Consider the following 18,995-nt stretch of genomic DNA (forward strand, 5'->3'; position numbering starts at 1 on the left):
GCATCGCTTCGGTCAAGCTGAAGCGTTCAACACACGATTACCTTGGAACGGCCAAAGGCCGGGGACTTTCGTCCCCAGCCTTCGTGGTCGCCGATGTCACTGGCGACGCAATTTCGATTACTTGACTTCGACGGTCGCGCCAGCGGCCTCGAGTTCCTTCTTGAACTTCTCGGAGTCTTCCTTCGACACGGCTTCCTTGACGGTCTGCGGGGCGCCTTCGACGAGGTCCTTCGCTTCCTTCAGGCCGAGGCCGGTGATGGCGCGGACGGCCTTGATGACTTCGACCTTCTTCTCGCCGGTGGCCTTCAGGACGACCGTGAACTCGGTCTGCTCTTCGACCGGGGCAGCAGCAGCGGCCGGGCCGGCAGCGGCCATGACCGGGGCGGCGGCGGAAACGCCGAACTTCTCTTCGATGGCCTTGACCAGCTCCATCACTTCCATCAGCGACTTGGCGGCGATGGCGTCAACGATCTGCTCGTTGGAAAGGGACATGGTGATTACCTCTGGATATTGAAAGTTGTTGGATACGAAACCGGTTGTCTGGACTCAGGCCTCGGCCTGGGCCTCCGCGGGGACCGCTTCGCCACCGCCCTGCTTGTCGGCCACGGCCTTGACGGCACGGGCGAACATCGCGGCGGGTTCGGCGAGGACGCGGGCCAGCATGGCCAACGCCTGGTCACGCGTCGGCAGCGACGCCAGGACCTCGACGTGCGCGGCGGGAAGCAGCTTGCCTTCCCATGCGACGACGCGGGCCTTGAGCTTGTCGTTACCCTTGGCGAACTCCTTGATGAGGCGACCGGCAGCGCCGGGTTCCTCGGTCGAGAACGCGTACAGCAGCGGCCCGGTCAGCGAATCCTTGACGACTTCGAACTCGGTGCCTTCGACGGCGCGCGACGCCAGCGTGTTCTTGACGACTTTCAAGTACACGCCGGATTCGCGGGCCTTCTTCCGCATCGCGGTCATCTGCGACACGGTGATGCCTGCGTACTCGGCTGCAACCAGGGAGTGGGCCTTCGCGGCCACGTCGGCCAGTTCGGCGACGACTTCCTGCTTCTGGGACAGATTGAGAGCCATTGCACTCCTCCTAATGAACTCCGCGCCCGGCTCCTGCCGTTTGCGGTCCTTGGGCGGCGCCGTCCTGGCGCCGGGGACGCTCGCGCGTCCCGGTGGTGGCCCTTCCCGGAAACTTCCAGAGGGGGCGGCACCATCTGCGCAGGCCCGGCTCTTGCGAGCTGGATTAAACGATCCCGCCTTCGCCGACGACGACTCCATGCCGTACCGAGCTTCCTGCCCGTCGTCGTTGCGCGCGGACCGCACCTGCGGTCTTTGACGGCGTCGCGAAGGCGTAAAGCCCGCGCGATGCCCTCAAACGTTGTTGCCGCATCCGGTCGCCCGGATGCGTATCGCATTACTTCAGCGTCAGGCTCGACTGGTCGATCGTCACGCCCGGGCCCATGGTCGAGCTGAGCGAGATCTTCTGCAGGTACTGGCCCTTCGCGGTCGACGGCTTGGCCTTGATCAGGTCGAGCAGCAGCGCGGTGAGGTTGCCCTTCAGCGCAGCGGCTTCGAAGGAGGCCTTGCCGATCGTGCAGTGGATGATGCCGGCCTTGTCGGTGCGGTAACGCACCTGGCCCGCCTTGGCGTTCTTGACGGCTTCGGCCGGGTTCGGCGAAACGGTGCCGACCTTCGGGTTCGGCATCAGGCCGCGCGGACCGAGCACCTGGCCGAGCTTGCCGACCACGCGCATCGCATCCGGCGTCGCGATGACGACGTCGTAGTTGAGGTCGCCGGCCTGCATGGCCTCGGCGAGGTCGTCCATGCCGACGGCTTCGGCGCCCGCGGCGCGCGCTTCGTCAGCCTTGGCGCCGGCCGGGGCGAACACCGCCACGCGGACCGACTTGCCGGTACCGGCCGGCAGCACGGTGGAACCGCGCACCTGCTGGTCGGACTTCTTCGCGTCCACGCCCAGGCGGACGGCGACGTCGATCGCTTCGACGAACTTCGCCTTCGTGCCGTTCTGGAGGATCTTCAGGGCTTCGTCGATCGCGTAAGCCTTGCCCGGCTCGACGGCCGCCTTGATTGCTTTCTGTCGCTTGTTCATCGCCATGACTTAGCCCTCCACCACCAGACCCATGGAACGGGCGGAGCCCGCAATCGTGCGCACCGCGGCTTCCAGGTCGGCAGCCGTCAGGTCGGGTTCCTTCGCCTTCGCGATTTCCTCGACCTGCTTGCGCGTGACCTTGCCCACCTTCTCGGTGTTCGGGCGCTTCGAACCGGACTGGATGCCCGCAGCCTTCTTCAGCAGGATCGACGCCGGCGGCGTCTTCGTGATGAAGGTGAAGGTGCGGTCCGAGTACGCGGTGATGACCACCGGAATCGGGAGACCCGGTTCCAGCTTCTGCGTGGCGGCATTGAACGCCTTGCAGAATTCCATGATGTTCAGGCCGCGCTGGCCGAGGGCGGGGCCCACGGGCGGCGACGGGTTGGCCTGGCCGGCCTTGACCTGCAGCTTGATGTAACCGACGACTTTCTTAGCCATTTGCTTGCTCCTGCGAGTTCAGACGCCTGCGTGCCTTGCGGCACCTCGGCTCCTCGCGTTACTGCCGGGGCGAACCACTCGCCCTAGCGAATCTCTTTGATCAGGCCTTCTCGACCTGGCCGAATTCCAGTTCCACCGGGGTGGACCGGCCGAAGATCAGCACTGCGACGCGCAGGCGGCTCTTCTCGTAATTGACTTCTTCCACGACGCCGTTGAAGTCGTTGAACGGGCCATCGGTGACGCGCACCATCTCGCCCGCTTCGAACAACACCTTCGGCTTCGGCTTCTCGACGCCTTCCTGCACGCGGTCGAGGATGGCCGCGGCCTCTTCGTCCTTGATGGGAAGCGGACGATCGGCGGTGCCGCCGATGAAGCCCATCACCTTCGGCGTCTCCTTCACCAGGTGCCAGCTTTCGCTGTCCATGCGCGGGATGCCGCCTTCGTCATGCGTGGCGATCTGCACGAGCACGTAGCCCGGGAAGAACTTGCGCTCGGAACGGCGCTTCTGGCCGGAGCGCATTTCCACGACTTCTTCCGTCGGCACGAGCACGTCGCCGAAACGGTCCTGCATTTCCATGCGCGTGATGCGGTCGCGCAGCGCCTGCGCCACCGACTTCTCGAAGCCGGAATAGGCGTGCACCACGTACCAGCGCTTGTCGATGTTGGTGCTCTCTTCCATCTTCCGCCTCAGGTGCCGAGGAGCGCTTTCACGCCCCACTGGATGACCACGTCGAAGCCGGCGATGAGCAGGCTGATGAGGGTCACCGCGATGATGATCAGGCCCGTGGCGCGACCTGCTTCCTGGCGGGACGGCCAGACGACCTTGCGCAATTCGAACCGCGACTCGGCGAGGTATTCGCGCGTCTGCGCGCCCTTCGCCGACAACATGAACACACCGGCGCCGACGAGCAGGCCGCCGATCACCGACAACGTGCGCGCCCACGACGGCCAGTCCTGGAACCAGTAGAAGGCGAACACGCCCGCAGCGGCGATCAGGATCGCCAGCGCGATCATCATCATGTCGCCCGAGGAGGCGGACTTGGGTTGTTCGACCTTGCTGTTCATCCGTTCCCGATCACGCGGAGGCCGCGTTCGAAGTGGCACGCCAGGAGGGACTCGAACCCCCAACCTGCGGTTTTGGAGACCGCTGCTCTGCCAATTGAGCTACTGGCGTACAAGTTGTGTCTCTTCCGAAAAAGGCAACGGCGGCTCGCGCCGCCACGCCGTTTTCATTCCGTTCCGGCGGCGCGGAAGCCCGCGCCGACGGTCCGTCGTTTGCTTACTTCAGGATCTTCGCCACCACGCCGGCGCCGACCGTGCGGCCGCCTTCGCGGATCGCGAAGCGCAGGCCGTCGTCCATCGCGATGGGGTGGATCAGCTCGACCACCATCTTGATGTTGTCGCCCGGCATGACCATTTCCACGCCTTCCGGCAGGGTCACGGCGCCCGTGATGTCGGTCGTGCGGAAGTAGAACTGCGGGCGGTAGCCCTTGAAGAACGGCGTGTGGCGGCCGCCTTCGTCCTTCGACAGCACGTACACCTCGGCTTCGAACGTGGTGTGCGGGGTGATCGAACCCGGCTTGGCCAGCACCTGGCCACGCTCCACGTCGTCACGCTTGGTGCCGCGCAGCAGCAGGCCCGCGTTGTCGCCCGCCTGGCCCTGGTCCAGCAGCTTGCGGAACATTTCCACGCCCGTGACGATCGTCTTCTGCGTCGGACGGATGCCGACGATTTCGATTTCGTCGCCCACCTTGATCACGCCGCGCTCGATGCGGCCCGTCACCACCGTGCCGCGGCCCGAGATCGAGAACACGTCTTCCACCGGCATCAGGAACGGCTTGTCGATCGCGCGCTCCGGCTGCGGGATGAACGAGTCCAGCGCGTCCACCAGCTTCAGGATCGACGGCACGCCGATCTCCGACTGGTCGCCTTCCAGCGCCAGGCGCGCCGAACCCTTGATGATCGGGGTGTCGTCGCCCGGGAATTCGTACTTGGTCAGCAGCTCGCGCACTTCCATCTCGACGAGCTCCAGCAGCTCGGCGTCGTCCACCATGTCCGCCTTGTTCAGGAAGACCACGATGTACGGCACGCCCACCTGGCGCGACAGCAGGATGTGCTCGCGCGTCTGCGGCATCGGGCCGTCGGCCGCCGAACACACCAGGATCGCGCCGTCCATCTGCGCCGCACCCGTGATCATGTTCTTGACGTAGTCCGCGTGTCCCGGGCAATCCACGTGCGCGTAATGGCGGTTGGCCGATTCGTATTCCACGTGCGCCGTCGAGATCGTGATGCCGCGCGCCTTCTCTTCCGGCGCAGCGTCAATCGCGTCATAGGCCTTGAACTCGCCGCCGAAACGCTCCGCGCCCACCTTCGTCAACGCCGCCGTCAGCGTCGTCTTGCCGTGGTCGACGTGGCCGATCGTGCCCACGTTCACGTGGGGCTTGGTGCGCTCGAACTTACCCTTTGCCATGGCTCTTCTCGATGGGTTGCAGTGGTTGGCGTTTCGGTGGTGCGGTTACAGCTGATGTGGTGCTCACGAAAGGAATCGAACCTTCGACCTCCTCCTTACCAAGGAGGTGCTCTACCGACTGAGCTACGTGAGCGGAACTTCTTTCAAGCAATCTGCGTCGCGACGTTCAATGGAGCGGGAGACGGGAATCGAACCCGCACAATCAGCTTGGAAGGCTGAAGTTCTACCATTGAACTACTCCCGCGCCGTCCGGTTTGCACCGGTGAAACTGCTTGGGTCCTGCACCGTCGGTTGGTAACGCCGCCGGCTTGAATCGATCCTGGTGGAGGGAGGTGGATTCGAACCACCGAAGGCGTAAGCCAGCAGATTTACAGTCTGCCCCCGTTGGCCGCTTGGGTATCCCTCCAAAAGAGCCCGAAATTCTGGCGCCGCGACGCCGGGAAGTCAACGATTCGTTGACATCTTTCTTGCGGGGCTTCAGACGTTGAAGCGGAAATGGAGGACGTCGCCTTCCTGCACGCGGTATTCCTTGCCTTCCAGGCGCAAGCGGCCGGCGTCGCGGGCCCCGGATTCGCCGCGGTACTTCAGGAAGTCGTCGTACGCGATGGTCTCGGCCCGGATGAAGCCCTTCTCGAAGTCGGTGTGGATGACCGCGGCGGCCTGCGGGGCGGTGGAACCGGCCCGCACGGTCCAGGCCCGGACTTCCTTCACGCCCGCGGTGAAGTAGGTCTGCAGGCCCAGGAGCTTGTAGGCGGCCCGGATCACGCGGTTCAGGCCCGGCTCGTCCAGGCCCAGGTCGTGGAGGAAGGTGTCGCGGTCGGCGTCGTCCAGCTGGCTGAGCTCTTCCTCGATGGCGGCCGAGACCGGCACCACTTCGGCGCCCTCGCCCGCCGCGCGGGCGCGGACGGCATCCAGGTGGTGGTTGCTCTCGAACCCGTCCTCGAGCACGTTGGCCACGTACATCACCGGCTTGAGGGTCAGCAGGAACAGGTCGCGGACCTGGGCCTTGTCGTCGTCGGACAGGCCCAGCGCGCGCGCCGGCTTGCCGGCGTCCAGGCCCGCGCGCACGCGGCCCAGGACCTCGGCGCGGATCTTGGCGTCCTTGTCCCCGGTCTTGGCCGAGCGCTCGGCGCGGTTGAGCGCCTTCTCGACCGAATCCAGGTCGGCCAGCGCCAGTTCGGTGTCGATGGTGTCGATGTCGGAGATCGGATCGACCTTGCCCGTCACGTGGACGATGTCCCCGTTCTCGAAGCAGCGCACCACGTGCGTGATCGCATCGACCTCGCGGATGTGCGCCAGGAACTTGTTCCCCAGGCCCTCGCCGCTCGCCGCGCCGGCCACCAGGCCCGCGATGTCGACGAATTCCACCGCGGTCGGGATCACCTTCTGCGGCTTGACGATGTCGCTCAGCGCGTTCAGGCGCGGATCCGGCACGGGCACGATGCCGACGTTGGGCTCGATCGTGCAGAACGGGAAGTTGGCCGCCGCGATGCCCGCCTTGGTCAGCGCGTTGAAGAGGGTCGACTTGCCGACGTTGGGCAGGCCGACGATGCCGCATTTGATGCCCATGGGGGTGGATCCGTGATTCGTGATTCGTGATTGGTGACTCGGGCGCCCGAATCACCAATCACCAATCGCCAATCACGCCTTGGCCGTGTTGAGGCGCTTGGTCGCCTCGTTGATGTCGCCCGACACCGCGAGCGGCATGACGTCCATCGCATCGTCGATCGCGCGCAGGATGCTGGCTTCGTCGTCGCGCCCGGGCTTGCCCAGCACCCACGGCGTGACCTTGTCCTTGTGGCCGGGATGGCCGATGCCGACCCGCAACCGGTGGAACCGGCCGTGGCCGAGCAGCCGCATCGTGTCGCGCAGGCCATTCTGTCCGCCGTGCCCGCCATCGAACTTGAGGCGCGCGATGCCCGGCGCAAGGTCCAGTTCGTCGTGCGCGAGCAGCGCTTCTTCCGGCTCGATCTTCCAGTAACGCAACGCGGCGGTGACCGACTTGCCGCTGAGGTTCATGAAGGTGGCCGGCTTGAGCAGCCACACCGGCTGGCCCGCGATCTCCACCTTCGTCGTCTCGCCGAAGAGCTTGGATTCCAGCCCGAAACGCCCGCCGAGTTTCTCGGCGAGCGCATCCACGAACCAGAACCCGGCGTTGTGCCGGGTCCGGGCGTGTTCGGGTCCGGGATTGCCCAGACCGACGATGAGACGCAAGCCAGGCAAGGCTTACTTCTTCTCTTCGTCCTTCTTGGCGACCTTGGCCGCCGGCACTTCGGCCGCAGGCGCTTCGACCGCTTCTTCGACGTCTTCCGTGCCGTGCTTGGCGATGACGATGGCCACGTCGTGTTCCTTGCCGAGCTTCAGCTCGGGGAGCTCGACGCCCTTCGGCAGCTTGAGGTCCGACAGGTGGACGATGTCGCCGACCGTCAGCGCGGACAGGTCGATTTCGATGAACTCCGGCAGGTCCTTCGGCAGGCAGGTCACTTCGACGTCGTTGAGCTCGTGCAGCACGATGACGTCGGCGGCCTTGCCGGCGGGCGACTTCTCTTCGTTGAGGAAGTGCAGCGGGACCGAGACGCGGATGGCCTGGTTCTCGTCAACGCGCTGGAAGTCCAGGTGCATGATGATCTGCTTGTACGGATGGCGCTGCATGTCACGCAGCAGCACCTTCTGCACCTTGCCGTCGAGGTCGAGGTCGAGGATGGACGAGTAGAACCACTCGTTCTGGCTGGCGAGCCAGGTCTTCTCGTGCTCGAGCTGGATGCTCTGCGGGGCGGACTTGCCGCCGTAGACGATGGCCGGGATCGACGCTGCGCGACGGAGGCGGCGGCTCGCACCCTTGCCTTCGTCCTTGCGGCTCGATGCCGAGATCTTGTGTTCGGTTGCCATGATTGCTTACTCACTCTTGTTGCAATGAAACCGCCTCGCGGCGGTGGATGCCGCTCACCCGCGACCAGGTGAGCGATGGTGCCAGTGCACTGCGTCGATCAATCGACGTACAGCGAACTGACGGATTCTCCGAAGGCGATGCGGCGGATCGTTTCCGCCAGCAGCTCGGCGACGCTGAGCTGGCGGATGCGGCTGCATCCCTTCGCCGCGGCCGAGAGCGGGATGGTGTCTGTCACCACCAGCTCGTCGAGTTGCGACTTGTTCAAGTTGTCGATCGCCGGGCCCGAAAGCACGGGGTGCGTGCAGTACGCGACCACCTTGATCGCGCCCTGCGCCTTCAGCGCCGCGGCCGCCGCGCACAAGGTGCCCGCGGTGTCCACGATGTCGTCGACGAGGACGCAGATCCTGCCTTCCACGTCGCCGATGATGTTCATCACGGTGGACACGTTCGCACGCGGACGCCGCTTGTCGATGATCGCCAGGTCCGCGTCGTCGAGGCGCTTGGCGATGGCCCGTGCGCGCACCACGCCGCCGACGTCCGGCGACACCACGATCAGGTTGTCCGTGCCGTGCGCGCGCCAGATGTCGGCGAGCAGCAGCGGCGAGGCGTACACGTTGTCGACCGGGATGTCGAAGAAGCCCTGGATCTGGTCCGCGTGCAGGTCCACCGTGAGGACGCGATCGGCACCGACCGCCGAGAACATCTTCGCGGCCACCTTGGCCGTGATCGGCACGCGCGCAGAACGCGGGCGACGATCCTGGCGCGCATACCCGAAGTACGGCACCACGGCGGTCACGTTGGACACCGATGCGCGCTTGAGCGCGTCGATCAGCACCAGCAGTTCCACCAGGTTTTCCGCGCTGGGCGCGCCCGTCGGCTGGATGACGAACACTTCCTGCCGGCGCACGTTTTCTTCGATCTCGACCTGCACCTCGCCATCGGAGAAGGTGCTGACCAGCGCCTTGCCGAGCCGGATGCCGAGTTCCTTGCACACCGCCTCGGCGAGGGGGCGGTTTGCGTTGCCGGTGAACACCAGCAAATTGCGATCTTCTTGCATGTTGGCTCCGCTGCGCTCTGACCGTTGCGGGATTGGCAGGGACGGAAGGATTCGAACCTTCGAATGCCGGGATCAAAACCCGGTGCCTTAGGCCACTTGGCGACGTCCCTTCCGTTATCGGTCGAGTGCATCGCGCATCGGGGACGCCTGCGCTCCCGCGGCCAACCAGGCCGAGAGGTGCGGCATTCCCTCGCGCAAGCGGTCCAGCGCTTTTCCGGCGGATCCGCGGTCGGCGAATTCGACGAAGCAACCACTGCCCGTGCCGGTCAATCGCGGTGTGCCGATCTGCGCCAATGCTGCGAACACGGCCTGAAGGGCCGGTTCGCGGCGGCGCAGCACCGGCTCGAACGCGTTGCCGAGCACTGCTCCCGAAACGAAGTCGCGCATTGTCGTTGCCGGGGAATCCCGCGTCAATTCAGGGATTTGGAATAACGCGGCGGTCGGCACGTGGATGCCGGGATCGACGAGGACATACCACGCCGGCGGCAGGGCGATCGGCGTGAGGATTTCGCCGACGCCCTCGGCCCAGGCGTTGTCGCCGCGGACGAACACGGGGACGTCGGCGCCGAGGGCCAGGCCGAGGGCGGCGAGGCGATCGACGCCTAGATGGAGGTTCCACAGCCGGTCGAGGGCGAGCAGCACGGTGGCGGCATCCGACGACCCGCCGCCGAAGCCGCCGCCGGCGGGAATGCGCTTTTCGACGGAGATGTCCGCACCTAGTGACGTATTGGATGCGCGTTGCAGGGCGTTGGCGGCGCGGATGGCCAGATCGTCGGTCTCCGCCACGCCGGGCACCGAGGCCCCGACCCGCCGGATCACCCCGTCGTCCCGCACCCGGATCCGCACTTCGTCGCCCCAGTCGAGCAGGCGGAAGACGGTCTGCAGCGCGTGGTACCCGTCCGGCCGGCGGCCGGTGATGTGCAGGAACAGGTTGAGCTTGGCCGGCGCCGGCCAGGCGGTCCACCCGGCGTCCATGGTCATTGCGTCCAGGCGTCGGCGGTCCAGGCATCCACCACCAGGCGGACGCGGGCGTCGCCCTTGGTGGCCTCCACCCGGCCCGGCAGTTCGATGCCGGCGCGGTCGACGATGCGCCAATTGGCGTAGTCAATCGTCCAGCCGGCTTCCGAAATCCGCGTCAATCGGCGATCCGCGCCGTAGGCCAGCGTGGCGTCGGCGCCGCCCAGGCCGCGCACCCAGCGCACGAGCGCATCGACCGGGATGTCCCAGCGCGTCGCGTCGCGGACCAGCGCGCCGGCGTCGGGCCCGGTGCGTGTGCCGCCGGCGAGGCCTTCAAGCACCGCATCGCCGTCGCCGCCCGTCACGCGCCAGCTCTGGCGGGTGATCGGCGCGCTCAGCGACACGTCGAAGCGCGGCCCCTGCTGCGTCCATTCGATGCGGCCGTTGCCGCCATCCTTGCCGTTGGAGACCGCCACGCGGCCCGTCATCGACCAGTCCGGCACCGCCGCGAGCGCGGCTTCGCGCATCGCCTGGTGGGCCTGCGCCGTCCCTTCGACGGCGGGCAAGGCCGGCGCAGCCGGACGCGTGGCGCAGCCCGCCAGCGCGATGGCCAGCATCGCAATCCCGATCGCACGCATGGTCATGCGCCCGTCTTCTCGAGCGCGCGCTTCAACGCGCGGTTTTCCGGATCGAGCTTCTTCGCTTCATCGAAATACTTCCGGCTCTCGTCTTTCTGCCCCATCACCCACAGCACTTCGCCGAGGTGCGAGGCGATTTCCGGATCCTTCTGCAGGGCGAAGGCGCGGCGCAATTCGGACAGCGCTTCGGCGTTGCGGCCGAGGCGATAGAGCACCCAGCCGTAGCTGTCGATGATGGCGGCGTTGCCCGGTTCGGCGGCGCGCGCGCGGTCGATCAGTTCAAGCGCCTCGGCGTAACGCGTCGTGCGATCGGCCAGCGTGTAGCCGAGCGCGTTGAGCGCGTTCACGTCTTCCGGATCGCTGACCAGGATGCGGCGGAAATCCGCCTCCGCGCGCGGGATGTCGTCGCGGCGTTCCCACGTCAGTGCACGCGAATACAGCAGCGCCGGATCATCGGGATACGCGGCCAGGCCGCGCGCGTAGACGTCGAGTTCCTGCGCGGCCTGTCCGTCCTTGCCGCGCAATTCGGCTTCGAGCAGGTACGCGTCGCGGCGCGTGTCTTCCTCCGCCGTCGCATCGCCCTGCAACTGGCGCAGCGCGTCGTACGCCTCGTTGTTGCGCTTGAGCTCGTGCAGCACGTTGGCGGCGCGCAGGCGCGCGATCCAGCGCGCTTCCCCGCCCGGCACGCTGCGATACCATTCGAGCGCTTCGGCATTGCGCTTCAGCAACTCGGCGACCTGGCCCAGCAGCAGGCGACGCTCGGGATCGGGCTTCGCCGATTCCTTCTTCAGTTCTTCGTACAGCGCGGCGAGCGCGACCTGGTCGTCCGCGCGCGACAGCAACGCGGCGCGCAGGCCGTAGCTGCGATCGTCCTGCGGCCCGCGCGCGAGCACGCCGGCGGCCGCGGCGCTGTCGCCGAGCGCGTCGTACTCGGCGGCGATCGACATGCGCAGTTCTTCGTTCTGGTAGGCCGTCGCGGCGATGGTGGCGAGCACCTTGCGCGATTCGTCCGGCTTGCCCGATTCGCGCAGCTGGCTGGCGCGCAGCAGCGCGACGCGCGGCTCGGCCGGGAAGCGCTTCACGACCTCGTCGATGATCCGGTCCGCCAGCGCGGGCTGTTCCAGCCGCTGCGCCAGGCCGCCGAAGGCCAGCCAGGACTGCAGGCGATCGGGGATCTGGCGATCGTCCACGATCTCGCCCAGCAGGCGGCCGGCCAGCTTCGGATCCTTGCCGCCGCTGCTCAGCGCCAGCAGCGCATGGCGCCAGCCGATGTCGCCCTTGTCGGACAGCAGCACGCCCAGTTCGCGGCGCGCCTGGGAGGCATCGTTGCGACGGAGCGCCAGGGTGGCCTGCGCGGCATGCATGGCCAGCGAGTCCGGCGCGCGCTGGCGCCACAGCTTCAGCGCCGCCTCGGCGCGCTTGTCGTCGTTGGCCAGCAGCGCGATGCGGGTGGCGCGCTCGGCCAGGCCGGCGTCGTCGGTGGCGCGGGCCGCGTCGAGGTACCACTTCGAGGCCTCGTCCAGTTGGCCGGCCTGCAGCGCGAATTCACCGGCCAGGGTCCCCTCGAGCGCGGGCGCGGCGTCGGCCTTGCGCGCGGCGCCGGCGGGCGCGGCGATCGCGAGCAGGAGGCTCGCGCCGAGCGTGAGGAAGGACAGGCGGGGCGAGGCGGGTGTCGGCATCGGAACTTCCGTGGGGGCGCGGGCCGGTAGAATGTGCGACCGCGCCTGAAGGCGAGGTCCCGCGGCAGCTTAGCGCAGCCCTCGGAACGAACGAATGAGCCCGCGTCCATGAGCCTCCTGGTTCTCGGCATCAACCACCAGACAGCCCCCGTCGGCCTGCGCGAACGCGTTGCGTTCGGCGCCGATGCGTTGCCGCGCGCGCTGGCGACGCTGCAGGGCATGCCGTCGGTGCGCGAAGTCGCGCTGCTCTCCACCTGCAACCGCACCGAGCTGTACGCGCTGGCCGACGACGAAGGCGCCGCGCTGTCCGAATGGCTCGCCACGCATCCGGGCGAATCGGGCGACCTGCACGCCTATCTCTATCGGCACATGGATGCCGAAGCGGTGCGCCACCTGTTCCGGGTCGCGACCGGCCTGGATTCGCTGGTGCTCGGCGAACCGCAGATCCTCGGCCAGGTGAAGGAAGCCTGGGCGCTCGCGCGCACCGCCGGCACGCTGGGGCCGCAGCTGGATCGCCTGTTCCAGCACGCGTTCACCACCGCCAAGCGCGCGCGCACCGATACGCGCATCGGCGCCAACCCGGTGTCGGTCGCTTCGGCCGCGGTGCGCCTGGCGCAGGATTCCTTCGCGCGCCTGGACGACGCCACCGTGCTGCTGATCGGCGCCGGCGAAACCATCGAGCTCGCCGCGCGGCATCTCGTCGAAGGCAAGGCGAAGCGCCTGCTGATCGCCAACCGCACGCTCGCGCACGCGCAGGACCTGGCCACGCGCCACGGCGGCGTCGCGCTGCCCTTGTCGGAAATCGACAAGCACCTGTCCGAAGCCGACATCGTGCTGTCCGCCACCGCCAGCCGCGATCCCGTCGTCACGCGCGCGCAGGTCGCCGCCGCCCTCGCCCGCCGCAAGCATCGCCCGATGCTGCTGCTCGACCTGGCCGTGCCGCGCGACATCGCCGCGGACGTCGCCACGCTCAAGGATGTCTTCCTGTACACCGTCGACGACCTGGAACGCGCGATCGAAGACAACCGCCGCAGCCGCCGCGAAGCCGCGCGCGAAGCGCAATCCATCGTCGACCTGCAGACCGCGCGCTTCGTCGAAACGATGCAGGCCAGCACGCGCCATGCACCGCTCAAGCGCGTGCGTGCGCATGGCGAACGCGCGCGCACCGAAGCGATCGCGAAAGCGCGCGCGCAACTCGCCGCCGGGCGCGATCCGCACGAAGTGCTCGACCTGCTCGCGCACACGCTGGTCAATCGCCTGCTGCACGCACCGACGGCCGCGTTGCGCGAAGCCGCGCTGACGGGCGACAACGACCTCGCGCGCGCCACCGACAAGCTGTTCCCGCCGCTGCCGGGCGGGGACGGCAACGACGACGCCGACCTTCCGCCTTCGAGCGGGGCCGCATGATCCCCAGCCTCCGCCGCAAGCTCGAGGCGCTGCTCGAGCGACGCGAGGAAGTCGAACGCCTGCTCGCCGATCCGGCGACGATCGCCGACGGCGATCGCTTCCGCGACCTGTCACGCGAGTTCTCGCAGCTCGAACCCGTCGCCGTCGCCCTCGCCGCCGAATCGCAGGCACGCGCGGACCTGGCCGCCGCCGAAGCGATGCGCAACGATCCGGAAATGCGCGAACTGGCCGACGAAGAAATCGCCTCCGCGCACGCACGCCTGGAAGACCTCGACGTTGCGCTGATGGCGCACCTCGTCCCGCGCGATCCGCGCGACGACGGAAATCTTTACCTCGAAGTGCGCGCCGGCACCGGCGGCGACGAAGCCGCGATCTTCGCCGGCGACCTCTATCGCATGTACGCGCGCTTCGCCGAACGCCAGGGCTGGCGCGTCGAAGTGGAATCGGCCAATCCCGGCGAACACGGCGGCTTCCGCGAGATCGTCGCGCGCGTCGAAGGCCGCGGCGCGTATTCGAAGCTCAAGTTCGAATCGGGCACGCACCGCGTGCAGCGCGTGCCGGAAACCGAATCGCAGGGCCGCATCCACACGTCCGCAGCCACGGTGGCGATCATCGCGGAAGAAGCGCCGGGCGCAGCGATCGAAATCAATCCCGCCGACCTGCGCGTCGACACGTTCCGCTCCTCCGGCGCCGGCGGCCAGCACGTCAACAAGACCGAGTCGGCGATCCGCATCACGCACCTGCCCTCGGGCATCGTCGTGGAATCGCAGACCGAGCGCTCGCAGCACGCCAACCGCGACAAGGCGATGAAGCGCCTCAAGTCGATGCTGGTGGAAGCGGAGACCACGCGCCGCGAAGCCGCGCAGGCGCAGGACCGCAAGCTGCAGGTGGGCAGCGGCGACCGCAGCCAGCGCATCCGCACCTACAGCTTCCCGCAGGGCCGCATCACCGACCATCGCGTCGAAGGCCTCACGCTGTACGACCTGCCCAACGTGCTCGAAGGCAACCTCGATGCGCTCATCGACCGCCTGCAGCGCGAACACCAGGCGGACGAACTCGCCCGCCTGTCCGCCAACACCTGACGCGAGCCACGCCATGACCGACACCACGATCCGCCGCGCCACGCTCGCCGACCTGGACGTGCTGGCGCCGCTGTTCGATGGCTACCGGCGTTTCTATGCACAGGCCGGCGACGTCGATCGTGCGCGCGCCTTCCTGCACGAGCGCCTGTCGCGCAACGAATCGGTCGTGCTGCTCGCGTTCCGGGGCGACACGCCCGCCGGCTTCACGCAGCTCTATCCGATCTTCTCCTCGGTGCGCACCGCGCGCACGTGGCTGCTCAACGATCTGTTCGTGGCCGAACACGCGCGTCGCGGCGGCGTGGCCCGCGCCCTGCTCGACGCGGCGGCCGCATTCGGCCGGGCCGACGGCGCCGCGGGCCTCGTCCTCGAGACCACCGTCGACAACGCCCCGGCCCGCGCGCTGTACCGCGCCGCCGGCTGGCACGAAGACGCCACCCAGTGGTATTCGCTTTCACTGGCCTGAGCTAGGCTGCGACCCATGAGCGCCGCCCCCGACCTCGTCCCGCTGTCCCTGTGCGTGCTGACCGTGTCGGATTCGCGCACGCCCGACACCGACAGCTCCGGCGACTACCTCGTGCAGGCGCTGACGGACGCAGGCCATCGGCTCGCCGATCGCGCGCTGCTGCCCGACGACCGCTACCAACTGCGCGCACGCGTCTCGCAGTGGATCGCCGACAAGAATGTCGACGGCATCCTCGTCACCGGCGGCACGGGATTCACGGGTCGCGATTCCACGCCCGAAGCCCTGTTGCCGCTGCTCGACAAGGAGATGCCCGGCTTCGGCGAAGTGTTCCGCGCGATCAGCTTCGAAGAGATCGGCACGTCGTCGCTGCAATCGCGCGCGTTTGCGGGACTGGCCAACGGGACGTTCCTGTTCGCGCTGCCGGGCTCCACGTCGGCGTGCCGCACCGCGTGGGAGAAGATCCTGCGCGAACAACTCGACGCACGCACCAAGCCCTGCAACCTCGCCACGCTGCGCCCAAGGCTGAAGGAGTGATGCCGATGCCGCTCGCCACCACGTTGCGCCTGCTCGCCAAGGCGCGCGGGCTGTCACCGACGGACCTGGCCACCGCGATCCCGCGCGTCGGCGCCGCCACCGTGTCGGCCTGGCTGCGCGGCGAAAAGATGCCGGGCCGCGACCAGCTCGATGCGCTCGCACGCACGCTGGGCGTGCCGGCCGGCGCCTTGTTCGCGGAACTCGCGCAGACGCTGGACCCCGCACGCACCGCCGGCGAGCACGAGTTGCTCGCCGCGTATCGCGCGATGACCACGCGCCAGCAGGGCGCGCTGCTCGAAATCGCGCGCGGCCTGGCCGACCGGCCCGCCCCGCGCCGCACGACGCGAGCGAAGAAATGAAACCGATCAAGCGCAAGGAATACGAAGCCGCGCTGGCACCGATGCAGCGCGAACTGGTCGCCATGGCGCGCTGGTTGAAGGACAGCGGCAAGCGCGTGGTCGTCGTCGTCGAAGGCCGCGACACGGCTGGCAAGGGCGGCGCGATCGAAGCGATCCGCCAGCCCGTCAATCCGCGCCAGTGCCGCGTGGTCGCGCTCGGCAAACCGACGGAAACCGAACAGGCGCAGTGGTATTTCCAGCGCTACGTCGAACACCTGCCCGCCGCCGGCGAACTCGTGCTCTTCGATCGCAGCTGGTACAACCGCGCCGGCGTCGAACGCGTGATGGGCTTCGCCACGCCCGCGCAGGTGAAGGCCTTCCTCAAGCAGGCGCCCGCGTTCGAACAGCAACTCGTCGACGACGGCATCCTGTTGTTCAAGTACTGGCTGTGCTGCGACCAGGCGAAGCAGGAAGCACGCTTCGCCGAACGCGTGCGCGATCCGATGAAGCGCTGGAAGCTCTCGCCGATCGACCTGGCCGCGCGCACGCACTACGCCGATTACACGAAGGCGCGCGAAGCGATGCTGCGCGCCACGCACACCGAACAGGCCCCGTGGACGCTGGTGGATTTCAACGACCAGAAACGCGGGCGGCTCACGCTGATCCGTGATTTGCTGGATCGCCTGCCGGACACGCGCGTCGCGGACCCGACCATCGATTTCCCTCCGCTGCCCGGCAAGCCGCAGAAGGAACGCTTCGGCGTGCTGGATCCGATTCCCGCGTTCGACCTTTAAGCGGTTTCGAAATCCGGGCCGGCCTCGCCGTCATCCGCGGCAAGGCGTTCGATGCCTTCGACCCGCGCGTGCGGCGGGCCGTGCTTCAGCCATTCGGCCATGTGTTCCAGCGCCTGCACGTCGCCGACGGCGAGCACTTCCACGCGCCCGTCGTGCAGGTTGCGCGCATAGCCGCGCAAGCCCAGGTGCAGCGCTTCGTTGCGCGCGGACGCGCGGAAGAACACGCCCTGCACGTGTCCCGACACGAAGAAGCGCGCGGCCGCCATGTCAGCCGCCCTGCGCGCCCGGCTTCGGGCCGCCCGCGGCGGCGATCGCGGTTTCGATGTCGCGCGCTTCGACCGGGCCGAGGAAGCGCTTGGCCACCTTGCCGTCGGGCGCGATGAGATAGGTGGTCGGCAAGCCGGCCGGCGATTCGAAATCCTTCGGCGGCGAATACACGTCGACCAGCGCGACCGGATACGAGACCGGATGCTTGGCGAGGAATGCCTTCATCGCCTCGGGCGTGGTGTCTTCGTAGGCCAGGCCGACGACGTCGATGTATTCGCGCATCGTGTCGAGCGCCGACAACGCGGGCATTTCCTTCAGGCACGGCCCGCACCACGTGGCCCAGAAATTCACGACCACCCAGCGGCCGCGATGCGACGCCAGGTCGAAGTGCTTGCCGTCGATGGTGGCGAGCGAGAGCGTCGGGATCTCGGCGGTCTTCGCGGGCGGTGCCGCCGCGACGGTGGCGGGCGCGGCGACGCTGGCGGGGGCGGCGACGCTCGCGGGCGCGGCCGGTGCCGCGGGCGGCGCCGGTGCATTGCAGGCGGCGAGCACGACGCACGCGCACGCGGCTGCCATCAACTTCAACTTCATTCTTCCACTCCGATATCGGCAAAGATCGACGACACGCGGCGCTTCAGCAATTCGCGCAGCGGCAGTCGCAGTTCGTCCAGGGCATTGGCCGCGGCGATGCCCAGCTTGTCGTCGCGGCACGGCAGGTGCGCTTCGGCGACGGGCACGCGCAACTGGCAGGCTTCGTACAGTTCGCCGAGCGTCAGGTGATCCAGGTCGCGCGCGAGCAGCCACTCGCCGTCCTCCGAGCGTCGTACCAGCCCGATCTCGCACAGCTGCGACAACATCTGCTGCACCAGCGAGTCGGTGAACATCGGTTCCATCTGCTGGATGTCGTGGCTGTGCAAGCCACGCCCCTGCACGCGCGCCTGGCTGAAGCGGCCCAGCAGGCGCAGCAGCGCATAGAACTCGAACCCCAGCGGCAAGCGCATCGCCACCGGCTGGTAGCGGAACGCCGACATCGACGCCGCGAACGACGCGCCGAGCAGGATCGCCGTCCACCCCAGGTAGATCCACACCATGAAGATCGGCAGGAACGCGAGCGTGCCGTACACCTTGCCGTAGCTGCTGAAGTTGCCGATGAAGGCGCCCAGCCACCACTTCACGATCTCGAACACCAGCGCCGCGAGGAACGCGCCGCCCACCGCATGCCGCCACAACACGGTGCGATGCGGGACCACCTTGAAGATCGCCGCAAACGCCGCGAGCTCGATCAGGAACGGCGCCAGGCGCAGCAGGATCTGTTCGAGCCACTGCCCCGCCTGCGTTTCGAACACGGCCATCGCGAAGAAGCGCGAGGAAATCGCCAGGCTCGTCGCCGCCACCAGCGCGCCGAGCGTGAACACCGTCCAGTACACCAGGAACCGCGCGAACTTCGGCCGCGCGGTCTGCACGCGCCAGATGCGGTTGAACGTGGCCTCCACGCTGGTCAGCGTGATGAGCAGCGAGATCACCAGGGCCACGATGCCGGCCGCGGTGAGTTGCCCCGCGTTGGCGGAGAACTGGCGCAGGTAGGTTTCCACCGCGCGCGCGGAGCTGGGCACGAAGTTGGAGAAGATGTAATCGACCAGGCGGTCGCGCCAGATGTCGAACACCGGGAACGCCGACAGCACGCCGAAGCCCACGACGAACAGCGGCACCAGCGCGAACACCGTGGTGTAGGACAGCGCGCCGGCGGCCTGGAAGAGTCCGTCGTCGAGGAAGCGCTTCCACAAAAAACGGAAGAACGTGCCCGTGCGATGGCGATCGCGCAGGTATGAGGCGTAGCGATTGATGGTGTCGAGGGGCTCCATCGGAGGCCAAGCCTACCC

Annotated in this window: 23 protein-coding genes and 5 tRNA genes; 6 read left to right on the plus strand and 22 right to left on the minus strand. The window is 67.8% G+C overall.

The window, feature by feature from the left end:
- Positions 1-117: 117 nt before the first annotated feature.
- The 19 genes from rplL to LYSCAS_RS02700 all read right to left on the minus strand — a co-directional run bounded on the left by rplL (position 118) and on the right by LYSCAS_RS02700 (position 12,230).
- Positions 118-492, minus strand: a complete 375-nt coding sequence (gene rplL / locus LYSCAS_RS02610) for a 50S ribosomal protein L7/L12 (RefSeq protein WP_213435481.1) — start codon at positions 490-492, stop codon at positions 118-120.
- A 54-nt stretch (positions 493-546) separates the two neighbouring features.
- Positions 547-1,074: a 50S ribosomal protein L10 gene (gene rplJ / locus LYSCAS_RS02615; protein ID WP_213435482.1), complete on the minus strand. Its 528-nt coding sequence runs from the start codon at positions 1,072-1,074 to the stop codon at positions 547-549.
- 334 nt (positions 1,075-1,408) lie between these two features.
- The gene (gene rplA / locus LYSCAS_RS02620; protein WP_213435483.1) at positions 1,409-2,107 is read right to left on the minus strand and encodes a 50S ribosomal protein L1; all 699 of its coding nucleotides are present in this window, start codon (positions 2,105-2,107) and stop codon (positions 1,409-1,411) included.
- A 3-nt stretch (positions 2,108-2,110) separates the two neighbouring features.
- Positions 2,111-2,539 (minus strand): 50S ribosomal protein L11, encoded by a 429-nt coding sequence (gene rplK / locus LYSCAS_RS02625; RefSeq protein ID WP_036167791.1) that lies wholly within the window; start codon positions 2,537-2,539, stop codon positions 2,111-2,113.
- Between the two features lie 100 nt (positions 2,540-2,639).
- Positions 2,640-3,218, minus strand: coding sequence for a transcription termination/antitermination protein NusG (nusG, locus tag LYSCAS_RS02630; RefSeq protein WP_213435484.1), 579 nt, complete (start codon positions 3,216-3,218; stop codon positions 2,640-2,642).
- An 8-nt stretch (positions 3,219-3,226) separates the two neighbouring features.
- Positions 3,227-3,604 carry a preprotein translocase subunit SecE gene (gene secE / locus LYSCAS_RS02635; protein ID WP_213435485.1) on the minus strand — a complete coding sequence of 126 codons (378 nt, stop codon included), beginning with the start codon at positions 3,602-3,604 and terminating at the stop codon, positions 3,227-3,229.
- Between the two features lie 33 nt (positions 3,605-3,637).
- Positions 3,638-3,713 (minus strand) — tRNA-Trp (locus tag LYSCAS_RS02640).
- Between the two features lie 105 nt (positions 3,714-3,818).
- The gene (tuf, locus tag LYSCAS_RS02645) at positions 3,819-5,009 is read right to left on the minus strand and encodes an elongation factor Tu (RefSeq protein WP_213435476.1); all 1,191 of its coding nucleotides are present in this window, start codon (positions 5,007-5,009) and stop codon (positions 3,819-3,821) included.
- 57 nt (positions 5,010-5,066) lie between these two features.
- Positions 5,067-5,142, minus strand: a tRNA-Thr gene (locus LYSCAS_RS02650).
- Positions 5,143-5,179: 37 nt separating this feature from the next.
- A tRNA-Gly gene (locus LYSCAS_RS02655) sits at positions 5,180-5,253 on the minus strand.
- Positions 5,254-5,329: 76 nt separating this feature from the next.
- Positions 5,330-5,415, minus strand: a tRNA-Tyr gene (locus LYSCAS_RS02660).
- A 71-nt stretch (positions 5,416-5,486) separates the two neighbouring features.
- Complete coding sequence (ychF, locus tag LYSCAS_RS02665; RefSeq protein ID WP_213435486.1) at positions 5,487-6,578, minus strand: redox-regulated ATPase YchF; 1,092 nt, start codon at positions 6,576-6,578, stop codon at positions 5,487-5,489.
- A gap of 72 nt (positions 6,579-6,650) precedes the next feature.
- Positions 6,651-7,232 (minus strand): aminoacyl-tRNA hydrolase, encoded by a 582-nt coding sequence (pth, locus tag LYSCAS_RS02670; protein WP_213435487.1) that lies wholly within the window; start codon positions 7,230-7,232, stop codon positions 6,651-6,653.
- A gap of 3 nt (positions 7,233-7,235) precedes the next feature.
- Positions 7,236-7,898, minus strand: coding sequence for a 50S ribosomal protein L25/general stress protein Ctc (locus LYSCAS_RS02675; protein WP_213435488.1), 663 nt, complete (start codon positions 7,896-7,898; stop codon positions 7,236-7,238).
- Positions 7,899-7,996: 98 nt separating this feature from the next.
- Positions 7,997-8,956, minus strand: coding sequence for a ribose-phosphate diphosphokinase (locus tag LYSCAS_RS02680; RefSeq protein ID WP_213435489.1), 960 nt, complete (start codon positions 8,954-8,956; stop codon positions 7,997-7,999).
- Positions 8,957-8,989: 33 nt separating this feature from the next.
- A tRNA-Gln gene (locus tag LYSCAS_RS02685) sits at positions 8,990-9,066 on the minus strand.
- A 4-nt stretch (positions 9,067-9,070) separates the two neighbouring features.
- The gene (gene ispE, locus LYSCAS_RS02690) at positions 9,071-9,931 is read right to left on the minus strand and encodes a 4-(cytidine 5'-diphospho)-2-C-methyl-D-erythritol kinase (RefSeq protein WP_407075170.1); all 861 of its coding nucleotides are present in this window, start codon (positions 9,929-9,931) and stop codon (positions 9,071-9,073) included.
- Positions 9,932-9,933: 2 nt separating this feature from the next.
- Positions 9,934-10,557 (minus strand): lipoprotein insertase outer membrane protein LolB, encoded by a 624-nt coding sequence (lolB, locus tag LYSCAS_RS02695; protein ID WP_244858638.1) that lies wholly within the window; start codon positions 10,555-10,557, stop codon positions 9,934-9,936.
- A complete protein-coding gene (locus LYSCAS_RS02700) occupies positions 10,554-12,230 on the minus strand; it encodes a tetratricopeptide repeat protein (RefSeq protein ID WP_213435491.1) in 1,677 nt (558 codons plus the stop codon). The genes lolB and LYSCAS_RS02700 overlap by 4 nt, the downstream gene beginning before the upstream one ends.
- A gap of 108 nt (positions 12,231-12,338) precedes the next feature.
- Between LYSCAS_RS02700 and hemA the strand changes: the two genes are divergently transcribed.
- From hemA to ppk2, 6 genes are read left to right on the plus strand one after another with little or no spacing between them, the layout of a single operon-like run.
- Complete coding sequence (gene hemA, locus LYSCAS_RS02705) at positions 12,339-13,637, plus strand: glutamyl-tRNA reductase (protein ID WP_213435492.1); 1,299 nt, start codon at positions 12,339-12,341, stop codon at positions 13,635-13,637.
- Positions 13,634-14,719 carry a peptide chain release factor 1 gene (gene prfA / locus LYSCAS_RS02710; RefSeq protein WP_213435493.1) on the plus strand — a complete coding sequence of 362 codons (1,086 nt, stop codon included), beginning with the start codon at positions 13,634-13,636 and terminating at the stop codon, positions 14,717-14,719. The genes hemA and prfA overlap by 4 nt, the downstream gene beginning before the upstream one ends.
- A 13-nt stretch (positions 14,720-14,732) precedes the next feature.
- Positions 14,733-15,182 carry a GNAT family N-acetyltransferase gene (locus LYSCAS_RS02715; protein WP_213435494.1) on the plus strand — a complete coding sequence of 150 codons (450 nt, stop codon included), beginning with the start codon at positions 14,733-14,735 and terminating at the stop codon, positions 15,180-15,182.
- 15 nt (positions 15,183-15,197) lie between these two features.
- Complete coding sequence (moaB, locus tag LYSCAS_RS02720) at positions 15,198-15,716, plus strand: molybdenum cofactor biosynthesis protein B (protein ID WP_213435495.1); 519 nt, start codon at positions 15,198-15,200, stop codon at positions 15,714-15,716.
- The gene (locus tag LYSCAS_RS02725) at positions 15,716-16,075 is read left to right on the plus strand and encodes a helix-turn-helix domain-containing protein (protein WP_244858639.1); all 360 of its coding nucleotides are present in this window, start codon (positions 15,716-15,718) and stop codon (positions 16,073-16,075) included. Before moaB ends, LYSCAS_RS02725 begins: the two co-directional genes overlap by 1 nt.
- Positions 16,072-16,848, plus strand: a complete 777-nt coding sequence (gene ppk2, locus LYSCAS_RS02730; protein ID WP_213435496.1) for a polyphosphate kinase 2 — start codon at positions 16,072-16,074, stop codon at positions 16,846-16,848. The genes LYSCAS_RS02725 and ppk2 overlap by 4 nt, the downstream gene beginning before the upstream one ends.
- Here ppk2 and LYSCAS_RS02735 read toward each other — a convergent pair.
- Genes LYSCAS_RS02735 through LYSCAS_RS02745 form a run of 3 tightly spaced genes read right to left on the minus strand, consistent with a single transcriptional unit; the run spans position 16,845 to position 18,977 of the window.
- The gene (locus tag LYSCAS_RS02735) at positions 16,845-17,114 is read right to left on the minus strand and encodes an acylphosphatase (RefSeq protein WP_213435497.1); all 270 of its coding nucleotides are present in this window, start codon (positions 17,112-17,114) and stop codon (positions 16,845-16,847) included. The two genes, ppk2 and LYSCAS_RS02735, sit on opposite strands and share 4 nt — an antisense overlap.
- 1 nt (position 17,115) lies before the next feature.
- Positions 17,116-17,706 (minus strand): TlpA family protein disulfide reductase, encoded by a 591-nt coding sequence (locus LYSCAS_RS02740; protein WP_213435498.1) that lies wholly within the window; start codon positions 17,704-17,706, stop codon positions 17,116-17,118.
- A complete protein-coding gene (locus LYSCAS_RS02745) occupies positions 17,703-18,977 on the minus strand; it encodes a YihY family inner membrane protein (protein WP_213435499.1) in 1,275 nt (424 codons plus the stop codon). The genes LYSCAS_RS02740 and LYSCAS_RS02745 overlap by 4 nt, the downstream gene beginning before the upstream one ends.
- Between the last annotated feature and the right edge of the window lie 18 nt (positions 18,978-18,995).

It is taken from the genome of Noviluteimonas caseinilytica (assembly GCF_018406605.1).
GTDB lineage: Bacteria > Pseudomonadota > Gammaproteobacteria > Xanthomonadales > Xanthomonadaceae > Noviluteimonas > Noviluteimonas caseinilytica.